This window comes from Streptomyces sp. NBC_01224, assembly GCF_036002945.1.
Taxonomy (GTDB): domain Bacteria; phylum Actinomycetota; class Actinomycetes; order Streptomycetales; family Streptomycetaceae; genus Streptomyces.
This window is the reverse complement of sequence record NZ_CP108529.1, coordinates 6,345,535-6,368,545: the sequence shown is the minus strand read 5'-3', so window position 1 is coordinate 6,368,545 and position 23,011 is coordinate 6,345,535. Positions and strand designations below refer to the sequence as shown.

Sequence of the window (23,011 nt, the reverse complement as noted above, 5' to 3'; positions counted from 1 at the left end):
TATCGGGGGTCATTGCCACGGCCGAACGGCGCCGCTAACACTGGAGCCCGTCGCCGAGCACCGCTTGGTCCACCGAAACGGACCGCGGTCGGACGAGGCCGGTCCACCCGCACCACCGCACGATCCGGATCGGCCCGCGACTCCCCCGTACCCGACGTCAGGACTCCTGTGTCGTTCGCCTGTAACATCCTCACCCTGCCCCGCACCGCCCGCCGCAAGTCCGCCGTCGCCGGCACCGCCGTACTCCTCGGCACCACCGGCCTGGCCCTCGGCGTCACCCCGGCCATGGCCGCACCGGCCACCGCGCCGACCGCCGTCACGGCAGGCGCGCAGGACACGGCGAAGTCAATGATCGGCAACGCCGCACAGTTCCAGTGCTTCAGCAACATCGTCCACCACGAGAGCGGCTGGAACCCCAGCGCGACCAACGCCTCGTCCGGCGCCTACGGCCTCGTCCAGGCCCTGCCCGGCTCGAAGATGGCCTCCGCCGGCTCCGACTGGAAGACCAACGCCAAGACCCAGATCAAGTGGGGCATGGACTACATGAACTCCCGCTACGGCAGCCCGTGCGCCGCCTGGTCGTTCTGGCAGGCCAACCACTGGTACTGAACCGACGCCCCCTGAGCTCGCACGTAGGCCCCGACCACCGGTCGGGGCCTACGTCACGCCCTGGTGCGGGTCAACACTTGGCAAACGATCTACATTCATATAACTGGGCCAGCTTAATAACCCGTTGGTCCATTTAGGCGCATTTTGCTTGGGTGTCCGTTCCCGTCAGCCGCCGGAGCGTTGTCACGTACGTGGAACCTCGAGATTTCTGGGATCGGAACGCCGTACTGGCGGAAGCATTCTGCGCCAGCGACGAACGCATGCGTCTGGCGCAGGCGCTGCTGGACGAGGCGCAGGCGGAGCGGAGCCGAACGCTTGCGGCTTTCGCCGTCACAGTCGGCGACGACGGCTCGATCGCAGACATGATGGGCCTCAACGAACGCGAAGTGCGATTAGCGCGACGCACGGTGGGCCGCGGTGACGCCCGGTCCCTTGCCCAGGAACTCCTGAGCCAACCCCCGCAAGCGACGAGGGAAGCACCGGCCGAACCCGCACCCGAGATCCCCGTGCCTCACCCGCACGAAGAGGTGATCGTTGCGCCGCTGGACACGCCACCGCCGACCCCGGCCCCGCCCCCTCCCCCTTTGCCGCCCGTCGAGATGGAGAACACGGTCGTCTGGTCGCCCAGCATGGATTCCGTGCTGCTGTGGAGCTGGGAGTCCGGCCTCGACGTGCAGACGGTCGCCGCCGAACTCGGTCTGGACGTACGGGCGCTGCTGATGCGCGTTCAGGAGCTCGCCAACGACGGACTGCTCACGCTCGCGACCCCGGTCGCCGAGGTGAGCCGGTCCGGGCGGCACCGCCGCCAGCACGAGGACGGGTACGCCGCACTTTTCGGCCCCACCACCACCTTCCCCACCCACGTGCCGTACTGAGCGGGCACACCCGTCCGTCGCCCCGGCGGCATGGACCCGGCCGTTGTCCCTGCCGGGTCCATGCTGCCGGGGCGCACGGTTCAGTGCCGCGCGGCGACCGTGTCGAACCAGCGCACGATCTGCGGCCCCGACTTCATGTACGTGGCGTTGTGGCCGGCAGAACCCTGGTCGATCACCGGGGCCTCGACGCCGTGTGCGGCCAGATCGGCGGCGCAGTTACGGGCGTTGGCGATCGGCACATCGGTGTCGCCGGACGAGGAGTAGAGGCGCACGGGAACGTCCGGCTTCCAGGCGCAGTTGCCGTCCTGGGCGCGCACCGCGGCCAGCAGTGCGCCGGTGGGGTGCTGGACCTGCCGGTAGTAGTCGTCGGTGAGCAGCTCCTTGAGCGTCGCGGGCAGCGCCGGGATGATCTGCTCCTCGGTGTGGTTGGTGTCGAAGAGGTCGTCGACGATTCCCGCGTACGGCTCCCGGAACACTTCGGAGGGGTCCTTGTAGAGCGGGTGGAGCCTGTTCTGTGCGGTGAGGAAGTAGGTCATGTAGAAAATGCCGCTGGTGTCGTTGACGCTGCCGTCGAACAGGCCGGGTGTCTCGGCGTGCTCGATGTCGTACGGCCCGGAGACGGGGGCGAGGGCCCGGAGCCTGAAGTGCCGGTCGACGCCGTTGTCGAGGGCCCTGCCCAGGGCCATCGCGACCTGGCCGCCCTGGGAGAAGCCACTGGCGTACACATCGCCGGTGAGCGGGCGGTCCAGGCGCAGCGCGGCGGTGCGGGTGGCCCGCAGCATGTCCACGGAGGCCGTGACGGAGGACTTGGTGTCCATGTACGGGTGACGACCCGGCCCCTTGCCGAGGCCCAGGTAGTCGGGGGCGGCGACGGCACGGCCCGCCGAGGCGTGGAGGTAGGGCGCGAAGCGGCCGAAGTCCTCGCCGACGGAGGGCGCGTAGTCGCGGTGGGCCATCGTGCCGTGGGTGTCGGAGACCAGGTCCAGGCGGTGCGGGCCGCCCTTGGGGAGGGCGAGAAGGCCGGTGGCGATGGTGGGTGCGCCCTGCGGGGTGATGGTGCGGTAGGTGAGGCGGTAGGCCCGCAGGCCGTGGCGGACGGTGTCGGTGTCCATCCCTCCGGAGGCGAGGAAGCGGGCGACGTCGGCACGACCGAGGTCGGCCACGGGGGTGATGTCCAGCAGGGCCCCTCTGCCGTGCGCCGCGGCTGAGGCGGGCGACTCGGTTGCGCCGGTGGACTGTTGGGCCACGGCCGGTGCGGTGCCGAGTGCGGCGAGGACCAAAACGGTGGCGGCCGCCAGACCGCGGCGGGTGGCGCGGTGTCGCGTGTTCCAAGTTGGGTGGTTCATACGGCTGTTGTCGTCCATGACCACGACGCTATGCAGCCGCGCGCGGCTCCGGTAGCGGCGTGGGCCCCCGGCCAAAGGTGCATCTGGCAACACCCCCGGCCGGGGGGGCTTCCTCCACAGTGCCGCGTTACAGCCGCTGGATGATCGTGCCCGTCGCCAGCGCTCCGCCCGCGCACATCGTGATCAGCGCGAACTCCTTGTCGCGACGCTCAAGTTCGTGCAGGGCCGTGGTGATCAGCCGGGCCCCGGTGGCGCCGACCGGGTGGCCCAGCGCGATGGCTCCGCCGTTGACGTTGACCTTTTCGAGGTCCTGCTCGAAGACCTGGGCCCAGCTCAGCACCACTGATGCGAAAGCCTCGTTGATCTCGACGATGTCGATGTCCTTGAGTGACATCCCGGCCTTGCCGAGCACCGCGCGGGTCGCGTCGATCGGTCCGTCGAGGTGGAAGTGCGGGTCGGAGCCGACCAGTGCCTGCGCAACGATCCGGGCGCGCGGCTTGAGCTTGAGCGCGCGCGCCATCCGCTTGGACGCCCACATGATCGCGCAGGCGCCGTCGGATATCTGCGAGGAGTTGCCCGCGGTGTGGATCGCGGTGGGCATGACCGGCTTGAGCCGTCCGAGCCCCTCCGTCGTGGTGTCCCGCAGTCCTTCGTCCCGGTCGACCAGACGCCACATGCCCTGCCCGGCCGCCTGCTCCTCCTCGGTGGTCGGCACCTGGACCGCGTACGTCTCCCGTTTGAACCGTTCCTCGGCCCAGGCGACGGCGGCCCGTTCCTGCGAGATCAACCCGAGCGAGTCGACGTTCTCCCGGGTGAGTCCGCGATTGCGGGCGATGCGCTCGGCCGCCTCGAACTGGTTGGGCAGGTCGACGTTCCACTCGTCGGGCCAGGGCTTGCCCGGTCCGTGCTTGGAGCCGCTGCCCAGCGGCACCCGCGACATGGCCTCGACACCACAGCTGATGCCGATGTCGATCACTCCGGCCGCGACCATGTTGGCGACCATGTGGGAGGCCTGCTGCGAGGAGCCGCACTGACAGTCCACAGTGGTGGCGGCGGTCTCGTACGGAAGGCCCACGGTGAGCCAGGCGTTGCGTGCCGGGTTCATGGACTGCTCCCCGGCGTGGGTGACCGTACCGCCGACGATCTGTTCGACGCAGTCGGCGTGGATGCCGGTGCGGCCGAGGAGTTCTCGGTAGGTCTCGCCCAGCAGATAGGCGGGGTGCAGATTGGCGAGCGCGCCTCCGCGCTTGCCGATGGGGGTGCGTACGGCTTCGACGATGACGGGTTCCGCGGCCATGAGCTCGTCCTCTCCTCGCACTTCCGCAGGGGCGTCCCGGCGCCCGCGGAGGGGAACTAGTACGCGTTCTAGTTCTGTAGGCAGTCTTGTGGGGCTTACCCCGGGTACGCAAGGGTCTTGCACGCACCTTGCGCCCGCTTCATGCCTGCCTCACCCACTCTTCACGCAACAGATCGGGCCACCCCTCTTGCCAGTTGTAGAACTCGTTACTACCTTTCGGGCAACTTCTGATGGGTCGTCAGACATCGTTCGGGCGACTCTCGGCCCGACCTGGAGTTGCCGATGCCCTGCCCCCATCTGCCCGAAGGGTTCGACTTCACCGATCCCGATCTGCTCCAAGCCCGCATTCCGCACCCGGAGTTCGCACAGATGCGGCAGACCGCACCGGTCTGGTGGTGCACCCAGCCGGCCGGTATCTCCGGCTTCGACGACGAGGGCTACTGGGTCGTCACCCGGCACGCGGACGTCAAGTACGTCTCCACCCATCCCGAGTTGTTCTCCTCGAACACCAACACCGCGGTCATCCGGTTCAACGAGTCGATCAGCCGCGACCAGATCGAGGTCCAGAAGCTGATCATGCTGAACATGGACCCGCCCGAGCACACCCGGGTCCGGCAGATCGTCCAGCGGGGGTTCACACCCCGGGCGATACGCTCCCTGGAACAGGCCCTTCGCGACCGCGCCCGCCAGATCGTCGAGAACGCTCTCGCCGCCGCAGGCGACGACGGTTCGTTCGACTTCGTCACCAACATCGCCGTCGAACTGCCGCTCCAGGCCATCGCGGAGCTCATCGGCGTACCGCAGGAGGACCGGTCCAGGATCTTCGACTGGTCCAACAAGATGGCCGCGTACGACGATCCCGAGTACGCGATCACCGAGGAGGTCGGCACCGAGGCGGCCATGGAGATCGTCTCGTACTCGATGAATCTGGCGGCCGCCCGCAAGGAGTGCCCGGCCAAGGACATCGTCTCCCAACTGGTCGCCGCGGAGGGCGAAGGGAACCTCTCCTCCGACGAGTTCGGCTTCTTCGTGATCCTGCTCGCCGTCGCCGGGAACGAGACCACCCGCAACGCCATCAGCCACGGCATGCACGCCTTCCTCACCCACCCCGACGAGTGGGAGCTCTACAAGCGCGAGCGGCCGGAGACGACCGCCGAGGAGATCGTCCGCTGGGCCACCCCTGTGGTCTCCTTCCAGCGGACGGCCACTCAGGACGCCGAGCTGGGCGGGCAGCAGATCAAGAAGGGTGACAGGGTCGGGCTGTTCTACTCCTCGGCCAATAACGACCCCGAGGTCTTCGAGAACCCGGAGGCCTTCGACATCTCCCGCGATCCCAACCCCCACCTCGGCTTCGGCGGCGGCGGTCCGCACTTCTGCCTCGGTAAGTCCCTTGCCGTGATGGAGATCAACCTGATCTTCAACGCGATCGCGGATGTGCTGCCGGACCTGCGGCTGGTCGGCGACCCGCGGCGGCTGCGCTCGGCATGGCTCAACGGGATCAAGCAGCTTCAGGTCAGCACCGCCGCGAGCACCGCGGGCGTCGGTACCGCCGGGAGCTGACCGCTTCCGGCAGCTTCGGACGGCGGGGGCCTCCCCCTCACGCCCCGGCCCCCGCCGTCCGTACCGACAAACCGTTCCTGGGCGGTGAGCAGGAGTGAGTCCTGTCTCACCGGTACGCCCCGAACGGTGTTGGGCGCACTGGTCCTCCGCTTTCTCGCCCCGGGCGGCGACGCATATCACGTATGCGGTCCGTCCCAGGTGGGCGGAATCCCTACGACCTGGCCATGTGGGTGCGGCCAGAGGCGACGGGGAGGCCCCGAACCATCTCTCTGGTGATAGGGGGGCCCCGACTGCTGACGCCACACCCGGCGCCCCAGATCGCTTCACACACGTTACGCACACCCCGCCAGGCACACCCACAGACCAGAACACCGTTCACTCAATCGTGTCCATGTTCGCCAAACAAGGTACTGGACCAGCAGTTGTAAACCCCGAACCCCAGCGCGGGACGCGTACAACAGCGCGAGGATGATGGCGGGCATGCACGCCCTGCTCTCCGCTTTCGCCCCCATCTGGACGCTCACGGCCATCGGTTACGCGGTCGGTCGCAGCGGTCTCCTCGGCGAACAGGCAGACGCCGTGCTCGGCCGGTTCGTCTTCCATGTGGCGATGCCCGCCGCCCTGTTCACCATGGTTTCCGGGGCACGGCCGGCCGCCTTCGCCAACTCCTCGATGGTGGCCTTCGCGGCGGGTACGGCACTGGTCTGCGGCCTCGGCTTCGTGGCGGCCGGCCGCCTCTTCGGCCGCGGCACGGCCGACCGGGCGATCGGCAGCATGGCGTCCGGCTACGTCAACTCCGCGAATCTCGGTATTCCGGTGGCGGTCCAGGTGCTCGGCGACGCGTCGTTCGTCGCCCAGATCATCCTGTTCCAGGTGCTGTTGGTCTCCCCGGTGATCCTGACACTGCTGGACACGGGCACGGGCACGGGCACGGGCTCCGGAAAGGGCGTCGTGCTCCGGCGGATGCTGACCATGCCGGTCCGCAACCCCATCATCATGGCCTCGTTGCTGGGTGTCGTCGTCTCCGCACTCGGACTGCGGCTGCCGCACGCCCTCGCCCACTCCTGCGACCTGCTCGGCGCCGCCGCCGTGCCGACGGCCCTGATCACACTGGGCCTGTCCCTGAACGGCCGTCCGGCGGCCGACGGTCCGACGGAGCACACGGGGCCTGCCGAGTCCACGGTGCGTACGAAGCGTGCGGAGGTCGTTGTGACGGTCGCCCTCAAGACGCTGGTCCAGCCCCTGATCGCCTTCGTCGTCGGCGGCCCGCTGTTGCATCTGCCGGACCACCAGTTGATGGCCGTCGTGCTCTGTTCCGCGCTGCCGACCGCTCAGAACGCCTTCATCTACGCCCAGCAGTACGGCCTGGACACCCGCGTGGCCCGCAACTCCGTGGTGGCCTCGACGGTGGTGTCCATGGCCACGCTGTCCTTTGCCACCTGGGCGCTCGGGACGACCGGCCCCTGAGCCGTTCGAGTGGCGGACCGGGGCCGATGGGCGGACGCTGGTCACGCGGCGATCCATGCCGAAGGGGTGCCGGGACGATGTGTTCGTCCCGGCACCCCTTCCGCCCCTCACGGGCTCCGTGTCACTGGTGCTGCTTGCTGCTCACCGCATCGTCGGTCGACCTCTGAACCGGCACCGGCACCGGCACCGCGATCCCGTCCTGCGGCTTCGCCGCCGCAGGCACGGCCGGCAGCCGCAGCCTCCGCGGCCCCGACAGTACGTAGGTCAGCCCGAAGCCGAGCGCGACGACGACCGCGCCGCCCACCGCGTCCAGCACCCAGTGATTGGCCGTGGCCACGATCGCGGAGACCGTGAACAGCGGGTGCAGCAGCCCCAGCGCCTTCATCCACATCTTCGGGGCCAGCATGACGATGACCACACCGCACCAGAGCGACCAGCCGAAGTGCAGCGAGGGCATCGCCGCGTACTGATTGGTCATCGAGGTCAGCGTTCCGTAGTCCGGCTTCGCGAAGTCCTGCACGCCATGGACCGTGTCTATGAAACCGAGTCCCGGCATCAGCCGCGGCGGGGCCAGCGGGTAGAGCCAGAAGCCGACCAGCCCGAGGATCGTGGCGAAGCCTATGGAGCTGCGGACCCAGCGGTAGTCCGCGGGGCGTCGTACGTACAGCACACCGAGAATCGCCAGCGGCACGATGAAGTGGAACGTCGAGTAGTAGTAGTCGAAGAAGCCCCGCAGCCAGGGGACCTCGACGACCGCGTGGTTGGCCCAGTGCTCGATGTCGATGTGCAGCCACTGTTCGAGGGAGTGGACCTGCCGGCCGTGGTGTTCGGCGGTGGCGCGGCCGGCCGTCGCCGCGAGTCTGACATGTGAGTAAGCGGAGTACACGACCCTGATCAGAAGCAGTTCCAGCAGCAGATTGGGCCGGCTGAGCACCCGCCGCCAGAACGGCAGCAGGGGGACGCGTCCCCAGCGGGCCGCGACCGGGGCCGCGTGGTCCGTCGGGACCGGGTGTTGCCAGTACGGCGAGGTGCGCGGCAGGAACGGTGCGGCGCAGGCCGCGCCGAGCGCCGCGATCAGCAGCACGTTGTCGCGTATGGGGAAGACCACCGCCGTGTTCGGCAGCAGCATCTTCCCCGGCAGTGTGAGCACGAGCACCACGACGGCCGGCCACACCAGCCGGTCGGAGGCCCGCTTGCCGACACGGCCGACCACGGCGAGCAGCACCCACAGCAGCTGGTGTTGCCAGGCGGTGGGTGAGACGGCGACGGCGACGCAGCCGGTCACGGCGACGGCGAGCAGCAGTTGCCCGTCGCGTGCGTACCGTACGGCGCGGCGCAGTCCGAGGTAGCAGACGGCGGCCGCCAGCACCACGAACAGCGCGATCTCGAGCGGGCCCTCCAGGCCGAATCGGAGCAGCGCGCCGTGCAGGGACTGGTTGGCCAGGCTGTCCGCGTTGTCGCCGAGCCCGGCGCCCGCGACATGGTGCACCCAGTAGGTCCACGAGTCGTGCGGCATCGCGGCCCAGGCAAGCGCGGTGCAGGCGGCGAACGCGGCGGTGCCGGTCAACGCCGCCTGCCGGCGGCCGGTGAACCAGAGCAGGACCGCGAAGAGCAGCACGGTCGGCTGGAGCGCGGCCGCGAGCCCGATCAGGAGGCCCGAGGCGCGTTCCCCGCGGACCGCGAAACAGGCCAGCAGTACCAGCAGGACCGGCAGGATGCTCGTCTGCCCCAGGTTGAGTGCGTTTCGGACCGGCAGGGAGAGCATCAGCAGGCTGATCGCGACGGGGGCGGCCAGCAGTGAGGTGCGGCGGGTGACCGGGCCCGGCAGTGCGCGGGCGGCGATGATGCCGAGGGCGGCGACGAGCAGCAGCGAACCGAAGGTCCAGGCGACGCCCAGGCTCTGTTCGGCGGTCCGGGTCAGCGGCTTCAGCACCAGCCCGGCGAACGGGGTGCCGGTGAACCGGTCGCTGTCGTACAGCGAGCCCGTCACATGCAGGACACCGTTCTCACCGATCCAGGTCTCCAGATCGGTGAGCCGTTCGCCCGGCGGTTGCCGTAGCACCACCGCCATCTGCCGTACGGCCAGTGCGGCCACAACCAGCCAGAGCAGAGCCCGGGCAGCCCCGGTCCTCGTCCCCGTCGCCGCATTTCCGCGCATACTGTGCTCCGCATTCGCCACGCTGCGCCGACCCTCCCGCTGTTTCCGTGCCCGTCCCTCGACCTGGGCGTGCTGTGAAACCTTCGCATTGCGCTACGAGGTAGACACAATCAACCCCCTCTTCGCCTGACTGTCATCATCCTTTTTTCCGAAAGAACGGCTGAAGGGCCTGCCGGCCGGGCCTCGGCGCCGGAACCGGACCGGTGGTTCCCACGTCCTCTCCCGTGTTCGTCGATCGCGGGGAGGAAGACGGGACATGCGGTACGCAGGGGGGATGCGGAGCGTGCGGGGTGAGGGGCGCGCGTGGGTGGTGCGTGCGCTGTCGCTACTGCTGATGCTGGTGTCGCTGCAGCTGGGATCGCTGATCAGCCCGGCTTACGCCTGTGGCTGCGGGGCGATGGTCCCGAGCAGGGCGACCCAGGTCTCGGTCGACCGGGAGACGTCGGTGGTGGACTGGGACGGTCGTACCGAGCAGATCGTCATGCGGCTCACGGTCCGCGGGGACTCCCCCGAGGCCGCCTGGATCATGCCGGTGCCGCACCGGGCGACCGTGGAGCTCGGTGATCCGTCGCTCTTCTCCGAGCTCGCCACCCTCACCGCGCCGGTGCAGGCGACCAGGCACTACTTCTGGCCGCGCTCCGACGACTGGCCGTTCGCCGGTTCGGGCAACGGCGCGGACGGAGCCGGGGCCCCTTCGAGCGCCGCGCCGCCGGTCGAGGTGGTGGGCCGGGAACGGCTCGGCCCGTTCGATGTGGCGCGGCTGGCAGCGACCGACCCCGAGGCGCTGCAGCAATGGCTGCAGGACAACGGCTTCGAGCTGCCCGACCGGCTGGCGACGGCGCTGAAGCCCTATGTCGACCAGAAGTGGGAGTATGTCGCGATCCGTCTCGCTCCCCGGGACAGGAACAGTCCCCTCGGCGGCGACCTCGATCCGCTGAGGCTGCGCTTCGCCAGCGACCGGCTGGTCTACCCGATGCGGCTGTCGAAGCTCGCCTCGACGCCGCAACAGCTGGGCCTGTACGTCCTGGCGGCGCACCGGATGGAGCCGCGCGACGCGATCGGCGGCAATGCGCCGCAGGTGACGTACGCGGGCCGGATCGACCCCCGGTCGGTACAGGACGACACCGGAGCGCTGGAGGAGGTGACGGGCAGGAAGCCGGTGTTCGTCACCGCGATCGAGCAGTCCTTCCCGCATCCGGAGCGGATCGACGGCGATCATGAACTGCGCGCGGTCGAGGCCGACACCCCGTACCGGACCATGGTGTACACGGACAGGCTGCTGACCGTGGGCGGTGTCCCCGTCTGGGTGCTGTCGCTGCTCGGGGCCGTACTGCTGGTGGCCGCGGTGGTGCTGCTGGTACTGCGGGTCCGACGGCACCGGCCGGTGGTTCCCCCGCCGCCGGTCATGGTTCCGCCGCCACTGGGGTGAGCGCCGGGGCCGCTTGCCGTAATCCGAACGCTTGCGTGCGGAGTGAAGCGCCGGCTCCACCGATCCGTTCGTTGCTCCCTGCCGAGCAGGCCAATCCGTTCGCTCCTCTGTCGTGATCAAGTCAGAATGACCGGCATGACCTGGACCGTGGCCTTCGAACCCTTCGACTCCCCCGACGCCGCGCTGCTGCGTCGCGACTATTACGACGAGGTCGCCAGCCGCTACTGGGGGCGGCCCGCGACCGCCGAGGAGATCGCCGAGGGGCTCACCGACGACGGCGCCGAGCGGCTCGCTGCGCCCACCGGCCAATTCGTCGTCGGCCGGTTCGAGGGGAAGCCGGCGGCCTGCGCCGGACTGCTGGTGGTGGACGCGGACATCGCGGAGCTGACCCGGGTGTTCGTACGTCCCGAACACCGCGGTACGGGCGGCGGCGGGCTGCTCCTGGCGGCCGTCGAGAGCGCGGCGCGCGCCTTCGGCGTACGCACGGTCAGGCTCGACACCCGCAATGACCTGGTCGAGGCACGGGGGCTGTACGCCAAGCACGGCTATCGGGAGGTTCCGGCGTTCCACCGGCGGCAGTACGCGGAGCACTGGTTCGCCAAGGAGCTGTAGCGGGAGCGGGAGCTTGCAGGAGGCGCGGGAGGTGTCCGCCGAAGCGGCTCACCCGGGTCGGGCCGCATGGTCCCGCACCGGCTCGGGCCTGTGCGGCCGCTCCTTGCTCGACCCGTTCGTCTCGGCGGTCAGCTCCGCCACGAGTTTGACCAGGTCAGTCGGCCGTTCCGGCCCCCACCAGTCGCCCAGCAGTTCGGCCATCGATTCCTCACGGGCCTCCGCGAGCTTCACCACCACTTCCGCGCCGGTCTCGGTGAGCACCAGCTGTACGCCTTCACGCCGGACCAGTCCGCGCTCCTCCAGCTGACGCGCTGCCTCGGTGACCACCCGTAGCGGCACCGGGGCGACCTCGGCGAGCATGGCCGGTTCGACCGTGCCGTGCCGGGCTATGCGCAGCAGCATCCAGCTCGCCGCGGGCAGCAGGTCGTACCCCGCCCTCTTGGTGATCTCCTCGTAGATCTTGCGGCGCCCCGCGCGGGTGGCGAGCACCGAGAGGGCCCGGGCGCATTCGTCGTACGAGGACCGCTCGACCGGGTTCGACGCCAGGGTCTCGGTGGGCTCCGGCGCGGTCACCGAGCCGCGCAGCTTGTCCTCCTTGAGGAACCACGCGAAGACGAAGGCGACCAGGACGACGGGTGCCGCGTACACGAACACATCGGTGATCGAGGTCGAGTACGCGTGGAGCACCGAGGGCCGCAGCCCGGGTGGCAGCCGGCCGATGGCGCGCGGGTCGGCGGCCAGCCCGTCGGCACTGACCCCCGGGGGCAGGGAGCGGCCGGCGAGCGCCGCGCCCAGTTTGTCGATGAGCCGGTTCGTGAAGATCGTGCCGAAGACGGCGACACCGAACGAGGCGCCGATGGAGCGGAAGAAGGTGGCTCCGGACGTGGCGACGCCGAGATCCTCGTACGTGACGGCGTTCTGCACGACCAGCACCAGGACCTGCATCACCAGGCCGAGCCCGGCACCGAAGACGAAGAAGTAGATGCTCATCTCCAGGGTGCTGCTGGTCTCCGTGAGCCGGTGCAGGAGCTGCAGTCCGATCGCGGTGATGCCGGTGCCCGCGATCGGGAAGACCTTCCAGCGGCCGGTGCGGCTGACGATCTGCCCGGAAACGGTCGAGGTGAGGAGCAGACCGAGCACCATCGGAAGCATGTGCACACCGGACATCGTCGGCGTGATGTTGTGCACCACCTGCAGGAAGGTCGGCAGATAGGTCATCGCGCCGAACATCGCGAAGCCCACGACGAAGCTGATGACGGCAACGAGGGTGAAGGTCCTGATCCGGAACAGCTTCAGCGGAATAACGGGCTCCGCGGCGCGGCGCTCCACGTACACGAAGGTGATCAGCAGCAGCACGCTCAGGACGGCGAGACCGATGATCTGCGCCGAGCCCCAGGCCCAGGTGGTGCCGCCGAGCGAGGCGACGAGGACCAGACAGGTGGCGACGGAGGCGATGAGGAAGGTGCCGAGGTAGTCGATGATGTGCTGCGTACGGCGGACCGGGATGTACAGCACGGCGGCGATCACGAGGAGCGCGACGACACCGATCGGCAGGTTGATGTAGAAGACCCAGCGCCAGCTGAGGTGCTCGGTGAAGAAGCCGCCGAGGAGCGGCCCGAGGACGCTTGTCGCGCCGAAGACCGCTCCGAACAGGCCCTGGTACTTGCCTCGTTCGCGCGGCGCGACGATATCCCCGACGATCGCCATCGAGAGCACGATGAGGCCGCCTCCGCCGAGGCCCTGAAGGGCCCGGAAGCCGATGAGCTGCGGCATGTTCTGGGCGACGCCGCAGAGCGCCGAGCCGATGAGGAAGATGACGATGGCGGTCTGGAAGAGCTTCTTGCGCCCGTACTGGTCGCCCAGCTTGCCCCAGAGCGGCGTCGCGGCTGTCGACGCCAGCAGATAGGCCGTGACAACCCAGGAGAGATGTTCCAGACCGCCGAGGTCGCTGACGATGGTCGGCAGCGCGGTGGAGACGATGGTCTGGTCGAGCGCGGCCAGAAGCATGCCGAAAAGAAGCGCACCGATGGCCACCATGACCGACCGCGTGGAGCGGTCCTCGCCGGGGGCCGGGGCCGGGGGGCTCAGATGCTGGGCCATGGAACATCTCCTCGGATCCGCTACATCCCCATCCTGGCCGTTCCGCACGGTTATGGCCTGCCGAGCGGGACCGGGCCGGGACCTGCGGCGACGGGCCCGCGGCGGGTGTCGCGGCGGGATTCATACCGGGTACCGCATTTCGGTACGGCATTGGGCATCCCGGCAGCGGGCTGCATAATCGCAGGCAGTTCAAGGGGAGGGGCCCACAGTGACCGGACATATGTGCCCGGAGTGCGGTATGGACAGCAGACCGGACGAGAGACGGAGATCTGGTGAAAGACCGGACGGGGGGCCGGACCGGGGGCCGGGCGGAAGACCCGGGGCCGGTTCCGGCTGCGCGTGCGGGGAGCGGGCAGCACAGCGGGCCGCCGAGCAGCACCGGGCCGCCGAACAGCAGCGGGCCGAGCGGTCGGCGGCCGACTTGGCGGAGATCGCGGCGGCGGAGGATTTCGATCCGCTGCGTATCCGGCCGTACGTGACGCTGGGGGGCGACGAGACACCGGCCGCAGACGACGAGCAGCACCACCGACCGGCGGGGGACGCGGCCACAACGATGCCGCTCCTTCTCGGCCCGGCGACGGCAGGTCCGCTGCCGGACGCCGCCGAGCCGGCCGAAGCCCCCGGCACCACGGCCCTCGCACCGCATCTCGCACCGCATCTCGCACCGGCCTTCGCACCCGCCGACGATCCCGTTCAGCCCCGCCGCCGACGGCCCTTCGGGGCACTCGCCGTAGGAGCGGCCGTGGCCGCGGTGGTGGGCACGGCGGCGTTCGCGGGCGGGCTGTTCGACAGAAACGGCAACGGGGACGCCGACGGGGAACAGCCCCTGCCGAGCATGGTGGCGAGCGCCCCGGCGGAGAAGACGGCATCAGCCTCCGCATCGGCCTCCGCATCGACCGCATCCTCCGGACCGGCTTCCACGTCACCGTCCGCGTCCACGTCCGTCTCCACGTCCCCCTCGGCGAGCACCTCGCCGTCCCCCTCCGCATCCGCCGCCTCACGGCCGGCCACCGCCTCGTCCTCCGCGTCCACGCCGCACGCGAGCCGTCCGGCCTCGTCCGCACCGCCCGCTTCACTGGCCGGTCCCACGCTGCGCCTCGGCGACCAGGGGCCCGCGGTGGCCGAGCTGCAACGCCGGCTGGAGGAGATCTGGCTGTTCCACGGGCGGGACGACGGCGACTTCACGGGCCAGGTCGAGCACGCCGTGAGCGTCTACCAGTCGTACAAGTCCATCGAGGGCGACCCGTCGGGGGTGTACGGCCCCAACACGCGCCGCGCCCTGGAGGCGGAGACGACGGGCCGGGGACGCTCCTGACCACCCGGCCCGACGACCCCGCCCGGGACGGAATTGGCTTTCCCGGACAGGTTTTTGTATCGTGATGGAACAAAGTAGCCTCCGCCCGCCACTCCCTGACCGGCGGGCGAGGCTGCTTGTTCTCTTTCCTGCGTCTTTGCTTCCCCCCGCGCCCTGGAGCCCGCCCATGCCGGCCACCGTCCTCACTGCCCGCGCCCTCCTTCTGGACATGGACGGCACCCTCGTGAACTCCGACGCCGTCGTGGAGCGCTGCTGGCGGCGCTGGGCACTGCGGGAGGGGCTCGACCCGGAGGCCGCGCTCAAGGTGGTTCACGGGCGTCAGGGGTACGCCACCATGGCGGTGCTCCTCCCGGACCGTCCGATGGAGCAGAACTACGCGGACAACCGGGTGATGCTCGCCGAGGAGACCGCCGACACCGACGGCGTCGTCCCGATCGCCGGCGCACCCGCCTTCATGGACGCGATCGCCGGGCTCCCGCACGCCCTGGTCACCTCGGCCGACGAGGCGCTGGCCCGGACCCGGATGACCGCGTCCGGACTCCGGATGCCGGTCACGCGCGTCACCGCCGAGAGCGTCGGCGCGAGCAAGCCGGACCCCGAGGGCTTCCTCAAGGGCGCGGCCGAGCTGGGCTTCGCCCCGGCGGACTGCGTCGTCTTCGAGGACTCGGAGGCGGGCATCGCGGCCGGCCGGGCGGCGGGCATGCGTGTCGTGGGCGTCGGCCCGCGGGCCGCGGCACTCTCGCCCGACGCGCACGTCGAGGACCTGACTCAGCTCCGGGTGGAAGCGGCGGCCGACGGTTCGATCCGGCTGCACATCAGCGCGCGATAGCCGGCCCCCGGCGGGCCTCGGTCCGCGGCAGCCGGCCTCCGGCAGTCCTCAGTCCCGGTGCAGCCGTCCCCGTGCCACCAGTTCGAGCACGGTCGTGACGGCCACCGCCTGTACGGCCATGAGCGCCACCAGTACGAACAGCTGCACGGCCCCCGCCTGGACCGGCGAGGCGCCGCCCAGCAGCATGCCCACAAAGGCGCCCGGCAAGGTGACGAGCCCCACCGTCCGTGTCTGATCGAGCCCCGGCAGCAGCGCGTCCGCCGCCGCGGGCCGGGCGATCTCCAGCCTCGCGTCACGGTCGAGCAGCCCGAGCGCCATGCCCGCCTCCACCTCCCCGCGCCGGGTCGTCAACTCGTCCAGCGCGCGTCGCCCGCCGAGCACGGTCGCGGTCAGCGCACCCCCGATGAGGATGCCGGTCACCGGGATCAGCGCGATGCCCCGGACCGGGACGAGTCCGGTGAGCAGCAGCAGGGCGACCACCGGCGCGACCCCCGCCCCGATCGGCAGAAACGCCCACCACCAGGTGCGATTGCGGGTGATCCGGCGGCCCGCGGTCCGTACCGCCACGGCGTACATCAGCACCAAGAACGCGAGCAGCGGCGGCAGCGAACGGACCACCCAGCCAATGAGCAGGGAAACCGCGCCGAGTTGGACCGCGGCCCGCAGCCCGGCCAGCAGGATCTCGCGCGACCGGCCGAGCGAGGCCAGGGCGGCGACGGAGGCCGCCGCCGCGAGCAGCAGGGCCAGGACGACCCCGAGCGTGATGTTGACCCGTAGCAGCACGCCGTAACCCTACGACCGGCCAGGCTCGGAGTCCCTGCGCGAATCGGCCTACCGCACCGCCGAATTGCCGGTGCGTCAGTAAGTGCGCCCGCGCAGATGCGGACGTACGCCCCATGCCTCGGCCCTGTTCGTCAGAACTCTTGATTGTGACGTGCCCATGTCGCCACTCTGTTACCTGGCGCCCACCCCACGGAAACCTGGCGCCGCCACGATGGCCGGGCCCCACGGGTCACCCGTCCAAGGTCCCCCCCACATCAAGGGAGTTCGCATGTCAGGTGTCTACGCGCGTCGCATCGCTGTCGTCGCCGCATCCGCCGCCCTCGCCGCAACCACCGGACTGCTCACCGCCCCCACCGCCCAGGCGGCCATGCCCACACCGGTCTCCGCATCGACCGCCCGTACCTATCTGAGCGAACTGACAGTCGCCGCGGAGGGCTCGTCGACCGGCTACAGTCGCGACAAGTTCCCGCACTGGATCACCCAGTCGGGCACGTGCAACACCCGTGAGGTCGTCCTCAAGCGGGACGGCACGAATGTGACGCAGGACTCCAGCTGCGCAGCCGTCAGCGGAAGTTGGTACTCGGAGTACGACGGCGCCACCTGGACCGCCGCATCCGATCTGGACATCGACCACATGGTCCCGCTCGCCGAGGCCTGGCGATCGGGCGCCAGCAGCTGGACGACCGCCCAACGGCAGGCGTTTGCCAACGACCTGACGCGCCCGCAGCTGATCGCGGTCACCGACAATGTCAACCAGTCCAAGAGCGACCAGGACCCGGCCAGTTGGCTGCCCTCGCGCACCGCGTACCGGTGCACGTACGTGCGCGCCTGGGTGCATGTGAAGCACTACTACAACCTGAGCGTCGACTCGGCCGAGAAGAGCGCCCTGCAGTCTGTCCTGAACGGCTGCTGAACGGCCGCTGCACGACACGGCGAGGACCGCGCCGGGCGACCGCGTCCGGCCCCTCGCCGAAGAGCCGGGGGCCGCTGAGTGGAACCGGCCCGCCCTCCCGCGTCGTTCCGTACCGTACGGAGCCGTGCACGCCGCACGGCTCCGTACCCGTACACCGGGACGACGCGAGGAGGGCACACCATGGCCGGGCTCCGGCTGGGACCACTGCTGCGGTACGTCGACTGGGAGACCGCTGCGACCGCTACCGTCTGGGTCGAGGCGGACCGGCCGTGCACGGCCGAAGTCCGTTGCGCGGACGGCGCGTCGGGCTCCTCCCGTACGTTCGCGGTCGCCGGTCACCACTACGCGCTGGTCGTGGTGACGGGCCTGACACCGGGCTCGACCACGGCGTACGAGGTGCTGCTCGACGAGCGACGGGTGTGGCCGCCCGAGAACTCCCGCTTCCCGCCGAGCACCATCACCACCCCGCCCCTGGCCGAGGAGACGGACCACCGGACCGTACGGGCCGTTTTCGGTTCCTGCCGCTGGGCGGCTCCCCCGGCCGACGAGCGGGACCTCTCCTCCGGCCCCGGTCCGCGTCCGGACCTGCCGGACCCGGCCGGCCCGGACGCCCTCGACACCCTTGCCGCCCATCTCGCCGACGACCCCGACGCGGAACGCCCCGACGTACTGCTGCTCCTCGGCGACCAGGTCTACGCGGACGAGACATCGCAGGCGACCCGCCGCCGCCTCGCCGCACGCCGCGATCTGCGCGAGCCGCCCGGCCCTCAGGTGGCGGACTACGAGGACTACACCTGTCTCTACGACGAGTCGTGGCGCGACCCCGAGGTGCGCTGGCTGCTCTCCACCGTCCCCAGTTGCATGATCTTCGACGACCACGACGTCATAGATGACTGGAACACCAGCGAGGCCTGGCTCACCGCCATCCGGGCCACCCACTGGTGGCACGAGCGGATCGTCAGCGGGCTGATGTCGTACTGGGTCTATCAGCATCTCGGCAATCTCTCCCCCGCCGAACTGGCCGCCGACCCGCTCTACGCCGCGGTCCGCACCACCCCGGACGGCACCGAGACGCTGCGCCGCTTCGCCGCCGGGGCGGACGCCGAACCGACCCGTACGCGCTGGAGCTACCGGCGCGTTTTCGGCCGAGTACGACTGCTGATGGTGGACACCCGCGCGGCCCGCGAGCTCGACGAGCAGCGGCGGTCGATGCTCGACACCGAAGAGGAGCGCTGGGTGCGCGAGGAGGCCCTTGCCGACCCCGGTTCGTACGACCATCTCCTGATCGGCACTTCGCTGCCGTGGCTCCTGCCGCCGCTCGTCCACGACGCGGAGCAGTGGAACGCCGCGCTGTGCCGTGGCGAGCGCGGCGGGCCCGAGGGGCGCTGGGCGCGCTTCGGCGAGAAGCTGCGCCAACGCTCCGACCTGGAACATTGGGCGGCCTTCCCCGACTCCTTCCGGGAGCTGACCGAGCTGATCCGGCAGGTGGGCCGGGGGCCGGACGCCCCGGCGTCGGTATGTGTGCTGTCGGGCGATGTGCACCACGCGTACATCGCGGAGCCCACATGGCCGGCCGGGGTGCCCGGCGGCGCCCCCGAGGCACGCATCCTTCAGCTGACCTGCTCCCCTGTGCACAACTCGATCCCCGGCCCGCTCAGGGCCGGCTTCCGCTTCGGCTGGAGCCGGGCGGGGCGGCGGCTCGGCAGGCTGCTGGCGCGGCACGGGCGGACGGGCACACCTCCGGTCCACTGGCGCAGGACCGGCGGACCGTGGTTCGGCAATCAGCTCATGACACTCACCCTGCATGGCCGGAAAGCTGCGCTGACATTGGTTCAGGCCAGGGCAACCAAGAAAGGTGCGCAGCTGGAGACGGTGCTGGACCGCCCCCTGACCGACAACCATGCGACAACTTTCAGCCAGTCAACCAAATATTGAACTTGCAAGCATTGGTGAGGTTTCCCTAACTTGGGGCACTCAATCGGTTCACGTCCCCACCAGACCGAAGGAGCCCTCCCCCCATGCACACACGTCTGAATCAAGCTCAGCCCTACGCCCTCGGCCTGTTCCGGATCGTCGTAGGCCTGCTCTTCGCCTGCCACGGCGCCGCCTCTCTCTTCGGCGTCCTCGGCGGCGCGATGGGCGGCGGTTCCATACCCGCCGGAACCTGGCCCGGCTGGTACGCGGCGGTCATCCAGCTCGTCGGCGGCAGCCTGGTGGCGCTCGGCCTGGGCACCCGCATCGCCGCCCTGATCTCCTCCGGCTCCATGGCGTACGCGTACTTCAAGGTCCATCAGCCCGAGGCGCTCTTCCCGCTGCAGAACGGCGGCGAGCCCTCGGCCGTCTTCTGCTGGGTGTTCCTCCTGCTGGTCTTCACCGGCCCCGGCGCACTGGCCCTGGACCGGCTGTTCAGCCGGGGCTGCGCGGAGAGCGACGGCCAGGACCGCGCACGCGAGCAGGTACCGGCCGTAACGGTCTGACGGCCGAAGTGGCGGCCCTGCCGACGGCCGTCACGGCCCGATCCGCACGGAGCCGCCCCTTCCGCTCGCGGGCCGTTCCTCACGTACACCCGGAACCTGGGCTTCCCATTTCTGGGTGTACGTGAGCTTTCCAACATCGTCCATATTTGTAGATCACCGGATGAGCCTCAGGCGTACGCTGTACAGCTGGCCCTGCCGCTCCTGCCGCTCCCCTGCGACGTCGCGGCGTTGTTCCGAATCGGGGAGTAGTAGGTGCTTGAGAGTGTGGGTGCGCTGACCGGCAGCCCATGGATCTACGCCGTGGTCGCCGTCTCGGTGCTCCTGGACGTCTTTCTGCCCGTGCTGCCCAGCGGAGTCCTGGTGATCGCCGCTGCCACGGCAGCCGCCGCCGGTTCGACGACCGTCGCAGGCGCGGCCTCCGCCACGCGCGCCGCCGAGCAGGTGCCCGAGGTCCCCTCCCTCCTCGCCCTGATCCTGTGCGCCGCCACCGCCTCGGTGCTCGGCGACCTCGTCGCGTACCGGCTGGCCTGGCGCGGCGGCGAGCGCCTGGACCGGGCCATCGCCCGCTCCCGCCGCCTCACCTCCGCGCAGGAACGCCTCGGCACCGCCCTGGCCCGGGGCGGCGGCATCCTCGTCGTCATTGCCCGCTTCGCCCCGGCCGGCCGCTCGGTCGTCTCCCTGGGCGCGGGCGCCGCACATCGCAAGGTGAAGGAATTCCTGCCGTGGTCGGCCCTGGCGGGCGTGGCCTGGGCCGGTTACAGCGTCGGCCTCGGCTACTTCGGCGCCCAGTGGCTCGGCGCGACCTGGGTGGGCACAGCTGTTTCGGTCCTCGCCCTGTGCGTGGCGGGCACCCTGGCCGCGTACGTCATGCGGCGCCCGGCAGCGGAAGCGGCCGCCCAGGCATCGGCCGCGACGGCCGCTACGACGTCCTGACGGCGCCCCGCATCTCCAGACCGTCCAGCAGCCTGGCGGTCGCTTGGGCGATCTCGTCGACGGCCCGGTCGAACACCTCCTGATTGTGCGCGGCCGGAGCCCGGAAGCCGGACACCTTGCGTACGAACTGCAGGGCGGCGGCCCGGACCTCCTCCTCGGTGGCCTCTTCGGGGAGGGCGGGCGGGCGAAGGGTCTTGATGCTGCGGCACATGTGTCCAGTGTGACCCGAGCCACTGACAACGGGCGGGCGGGTTGATCGTCTGCGACAACGGGCGGGCGAGGCGAGCAGGCCGAGGACATCAGCCACGCCTCACTTCGCCACTCCCGGCTCCGCTCACCTCACCGCTCACCGCTCCGTTCGACGGCGGGGATCTCGTACGTACCGTCGAGGATCTCCGGCCCCGGCGCGTAGAGCCCGAGCACGGGCCGGAAGTCCCCGTCGGGCGCGGGCAGCCAGTTCGCCGCCGCATCCGGGTCGGCCGGACGCTCCCTCTGGATGTGGATCGTGAGCGAACCGTCCTCGCCGTATACGAGACCGGGCGTACGGTCACCGATCGAGTACCGCGCGGCCGGGTTCTCGACGAGGCGGTGGTCCGGCCGGCCGTACATGGTCACGGACCAGAACGCTTCGACCGGCGGCTGCCGCTCGAATCGCAGCACATAGGAGTGAGCGCCGTTGAGCTGCTCACCGTCGGCGTCACGGAAGGCGTGGGCGTACACCGCCTCGTACCCGTGACTCCCCCACAGCGCGGTCCGTGCCGCCACCGCTCTGGCCGGATAGGAGGCCTCGCGGTCCGTGATCCGCCACTCCGGGGAGTCGATGGCCCCGACGCCGTGCCAGTCGAGGTTGTAGTCGAAGAGATGCGGATTCATCTCCCAGCCTTCGCGCACCGCCGCGGGCCGGCTCGCCTCCTCCACCCGCGCCCTGCCCCGCGCGAGGCCCTCGGTCAGTGCGTGTACGAGGGCGGGGTCGATGGACACGTACGGCGAGGGCCCCTCCTCCAGCAGCTCCAGCGGCTGGAACCGGTCCTGGTACGCCTGGTCGGCCGCGGACGGCGGAAAGTCTGCCATCCAGACCCTGAGCTGCTCGAAGAACCTCAGCGACTCCGGTACGTCGGGATCGGGCGCGGGCAGTCCCGTGCGATGAGTACCCGGTTCGAGATATGTGAGGGCGAACTGTGCCTGAAGGGCGCGCACCCGCCCCAGGTCGTCCGGACCGTTGCAGGCGTTGCGGCCGATGACGGAGACAACGGAGGTCGGTGCGTCGATCACCCCGCGCACCCCGTCGGGCACGCTGCCCGACCAGTTCGGCGGTACGACGAGCCAGTCCCCGGCCCCCGTACCGGTGGCACGGCGGCCGACGTACGCGAAGTTGTTGGTCCAGGCGTCCACGAACTGCAGCACGTAGTACGCGCCGCCCGTGTCAGGGACATGGAGCACGACCGGACCGCCGGAAAGGTCGAGGTGCGCGATCGAGTGGACGGTTTCGTTGTCGACGGACCCGAAGTACGTGGAAGGGAAATCCAGTTGAGCGGAGTGCGCGAAGTGATTGAAGGGGGTGGGCGGCAGCGGACCGAAGCCCGTTTGCATGAAGTCCTCGGCTGCCGACAGGCCATGGACCAGCGGACAGCCGTATACATACGCCTCGGCGGCAAGAGCGACAAGCTCTTCCGTGTTCTCCTTCGACACCGCAGTCCTTTCACTCACTGCCCCCGCTCACGGCAGGGCCGGCGTGGACCGACCTCCGCCCGGGAAGGCCGAGTCGGGCCCGTACACCCTGACGGCTCAGATGACCGCCTTCGAGCTCTCCGTGCACAGGGCCCAGATCACGAATGTGTCGATGGCGATGGAGATGATCGCCCAGATCGACTGGTACGGCAGCCACATGAAGTTGATGACCAGGCTGATGGCGGCAAGTACGACACCCGTGACACGGGCCCAGGCGGCGCCCTTGAGGATGCCCCAGCCGACGAATCCGAGCAGGATGCCGAGGACGAGGTGGATCCATCCCCATGCGGCCACATCGAACTTGAACGTGTAGTTGCTGATGCGCGCGTAGACCTGGTCGGAGGCGATACCACTGATGCCCTTGATCACTCCGAAGACGCCGTCGACGAGAAGCAGCACACCGGCGAACGTGATCCCGCCGGCCGCCCAGGGGTTGATGTCCCCCTGGGCGGCGGAACGGGCCGGGCCGGACGTGGGCGCTGAATGTGCCATGGGAACTCCTTGGCCGGAGCAGGACTGCAAGACAGAACCGACCCTGCGTGGCACCTTCCCGGGCGACCACCCGGACGCACCCATAAGG

20 protein-coding genes are annotated in these 23,011 nt (G+C 70.0%); 12 read left to right on the top strand and 8 right to left on the bottom strand.

Features of this window, described 5'->3' with window-relative positions:
• The first annotated feature begins 168 nt into the window (after positions 1–168).
• Both OG609_RS28665 and OG609_RS28660 read left to right on the top strand, forming a co-directional pair.
• The gene (locus OG609_RS28665; RefSeq protein WP_327275464.1) at positions 169–609 is read left to right on the top strand and encodes a transglycosylase SLT domain-containing protein; all 441 of its coding nucleotides are present in this window, start codon (positions 169–171) and stop codon (positions 607–609) included.
• Between the two features lie 260 nt (positions 610–869).
• Complete coding sequence (locus OG609_RS28660) at positions 870–1,484, top strand: hypothetical protein (RefSeq protein WP_327275463.1); 615 nt, start codon at positions 870–872, stop codon at positions 1,482–1,484.
• A gap of 80 nt (positions 1,485–1,564) precedes the next feature.
• Here OG609_RS28660 and OG609_RS28655 read toward each other — a convergent pair whose 3' ends face one another.
• Entirely contained in the window at positions 1,565–2,848 is a 1,284-nt protein-coding gene (locus OG609_RS28655; protein WP_327275462.1) for an alpha/beta hydrolase, read from the bottom strand.
• 109 nt (positions 2,849–2,957) lie between these two features.
• Positions 2,958–4,127, bottom strand: coding sequence for a steroid 3-ketoacyl-CoA thiolase (locus OG609_RS28650; protein ID WP_327275461.1), 1,170 nt, complete (start codon positions 4,125–4,127; stop codon positions 2,958–2,960).
• Positions 4,128–4,409: 282 nt separating this feature from the next.
• Between OG609_RS28650 and OG609_RS28645 the strand changes: the two genes are divergently transcribed.
• Together OG609_RS28645 and OG609_RS28640 are read left to right on the top strand one after the other, a co-directional pair.
• Positions 4,410–5,687 carry a cytochrome P450 gene (locus OG609_RS28645; RefSeq protein ID WP_327275460.1) on the top strand — a complete coding sequence of 426 codons (1,278 nt, stop codon included), beginning with the start codon at positions 4,410–4,412 and terminating at the stop codon, positions 5,685–5,687.
• Between the two features lie 480 nt (positions 5,688–6,167).
• Complete coding sequence (locus tag OG609_RS28640) at positions 6,168–7,154, top strand: AEC family transporter (RefSeq protein ID WP_327275459.1); 987 nt, start codon at positions 6,168–6,170, stop codon at positions 7,152–7,154.
• Between the two features lie 121 nt (positions 7,155–7,275).
• Here OG609_RS28640 and OG609_RS28635 read toward each other — a convergent pair whose 3' ends face one another.
• Entirely contained in the window at positions 7,276–9,312 is a 2,037-nt protein-coding gene (locus OG609_RS28635) for a bifunctional glycosyltransferase 87/phosphatase PAP2 family protein (RefSeq protein WP_327275458.1), read from the bottom strand.
• A gap of 334 nt (positions 9,313–9,646) precedes the next feature.
• Here OG609_RS28635 and OG609_RS28630 point away from each other — a divergent pair, with 334 nt between their 5' ends.
• Together OG609_RS28630 and OG609_RS28625 are read left to right on the top strand one after the other, a co-directional pair.
• On the top strand, positions 9,647–10,741 hold the full coding sequence (locus tag OG609_RS28630) for a DUF2330 domain-containing protein (RefSeq protein WP_327278214.1): 1,095 nt from the start codon (positions 9,647–9,649) through the stop codon (positions 10,739–10,741).
• 135 nt (positions 10,742–10,876) lie between these two features.
• Positions 10,877–11,353, top strand: coding sequence for a GNAT family N-acetyltransferase (locus OG609_RS28625; protein ID WP_327275457.1), 477 nt, complete (start codon positions 10,877–10,879; stop codon positions 11,351–11,353).
• A 48-nt stretch (positions 11,354–11,401) separates the two neighbouring features.
• On the opposite strand, the gene OG609_RS28620 is transcribed toward OG609_RS28625, so the two are convergent.
• On the bottom strand, positions 11,402–13,453 hold the full coding sequence (locus OG609_RS28620) for an MFS transporter (protein ID WP_327275456.1): 2,052 nt from the start codon (positions 13,451–13,453) through the stop codon (positions 11,402–11,404).
• A 208-nt stretch (positions 13,454–13,661) separates the two neighbouring features.
• Here OG609_RS28620 and OG609_RS28615 point away from each other — a divergent pair, with 208 nt between their 5' ends.
• Together OG609_RS28615 and OG609_RS28610 are read left to right on the top strand one after the other, a co-directional pair.
• Positions 13,662–14,768 carry a peptidoglycan-binding domain-containing protein gene (locus tag OG609_RS28615; RefSeq protein WP_442818014.1) on the top strand — a complete coding sequence of 369 codons (1,107 nt, stop codon included), beginning with the start codon at positions 13,662–13,664 and terminating at the stop codon, positions 14,766–14,768.
• A gap of 166 nt (positions 14,769–14,934) precedes the next feature.
• A complete protein-coding gene (locus OG609_RS28610) occupies positions 14,935–15,597 on the top strand; it encodes an HAD-IA family hydrolase (RefSeq protein WP_327275454.1) in 663 nt (220 codons plus the stop codon).
• Between the two features lie 48 nt (positions 15,598–15,645).
• On the opposite strand, the gene OG609_RS28605 is transcribed toward OG609_RS28610, so the two are convergent.
• A complete protein-coding gene (locus tag OG609_RS28605) occupies positions 15,646–16,380 on the bottom strand; it encodes an ABC transporter permease (RefSeq protein ID WP_327275453.1) in 735 nt (244 codons plus the stop codon).
• 268 nt (positions 16,381–16,648) lie between these two features.
• On the opposite strand from OG609_RS28605, the gene OG609_RS28600 reads away from it, so the two are divergent.
• The 4 genes from OG609_RS28600 to OG609_RS28585 all read left to right on the top strand — a co-directional run bounded on the left by OG609_RS28600 (position 16,649) and on the right by OG609_RS28585 (position 20,703).
• On the top strand, positions 16,649–17,293 hold the full coding sequence (locus OG609_RS28600) for an HNH endonuclease family protein (protein WP_327275452.1): 645 nt from the start codon (positions 16,649–16,651) through the stop codon (positions 17,291–17,293).
• Positions 17,294–17,473: 180 nt separating this feature from the next.
• Positions 17,474–19,228: an alkaline phosphatase D family protein gene (locus tag OG609_RS28595; RefSeq protein ID WP_327275451.1), complete on the top strand. Its 1,755-nt coding sequence runs from the start codon at positions 17,474–17,476 to the stop codon at positions 19,226–19,228.
• A gap of 83 nt (positions 19,229–19,311) precedes the next feature.
• Positions 19,312–19,770: a DoxX family protein gene (locus tag OG609_RS28590; RefSeq protein WP_327275450.1), complete on the top strand. Its 459-nt coding sequence runs from the start codon at positions 19,312–19,314 to the stop codon at positions 19,768–19,770.
• A gap of 252 nt (positions 19,771–20,022) precedes the next feature.
• Positions 20,023–20,703, top strand: a complete 681-nt coding sequence (locus tag OG609_RS28585; RefSeq protein ID WP_327275449.1) for a DedA family protein — start codon at positions 20,023–20,025, stop codon at positions 20,701–20,703.
• Here OG609_RS28585 and OG609_RS28580 read toward each other — a convergent pair.
• From OG609_RS28580 to OG609_RS28570, 3 genes are all read right to left on the bottom strand, one after another.
• Positions 20,690–20,914 (bottom strand): DUF2277 domain-containing protein, encoded by a 225-nt coding sequence (locus OG609_RS28580; RefSeq protein ID WP_327275448.1) that lies wholly within the window; start codon positions 20,912–20,914, stop codon positions 20,690–20,692. The two genes, OG609_RS28585 and OG609_RS28580, sit on opposite strands and share 14 nt — an antisense overlap.
• Before the next feature lie 128 nt (positions 20,915–21,042).
• Positions 21,043–22,392: a DUF1254 domain-containing protein gene (locus OG609_RS28575; protein WP_327275447.1), complete on the bottom strand. Its 1,350-nt coding sequence runs from the start codon at positions 22,390–22,392 to the stop codon at positions 21,043–21,045.
• Positions 22,393–22,488: 96 nt separating this feature from the next.
• Positions 22,489–22,923 carry a DUF7144 family membrane protein gene (locus OG609_RS28570; protein WP_327275446.1) on the bottom strand — a complete coding sequence of 145 codons (435 nt, stop codon included), beginning with the start codon at positions 22,921–22,923 and terminating at the stop codon, positions 22,489–22,491.
• Between the last annotated feature and the right edge of the window lie 88 nt (positions 22,924–23,011).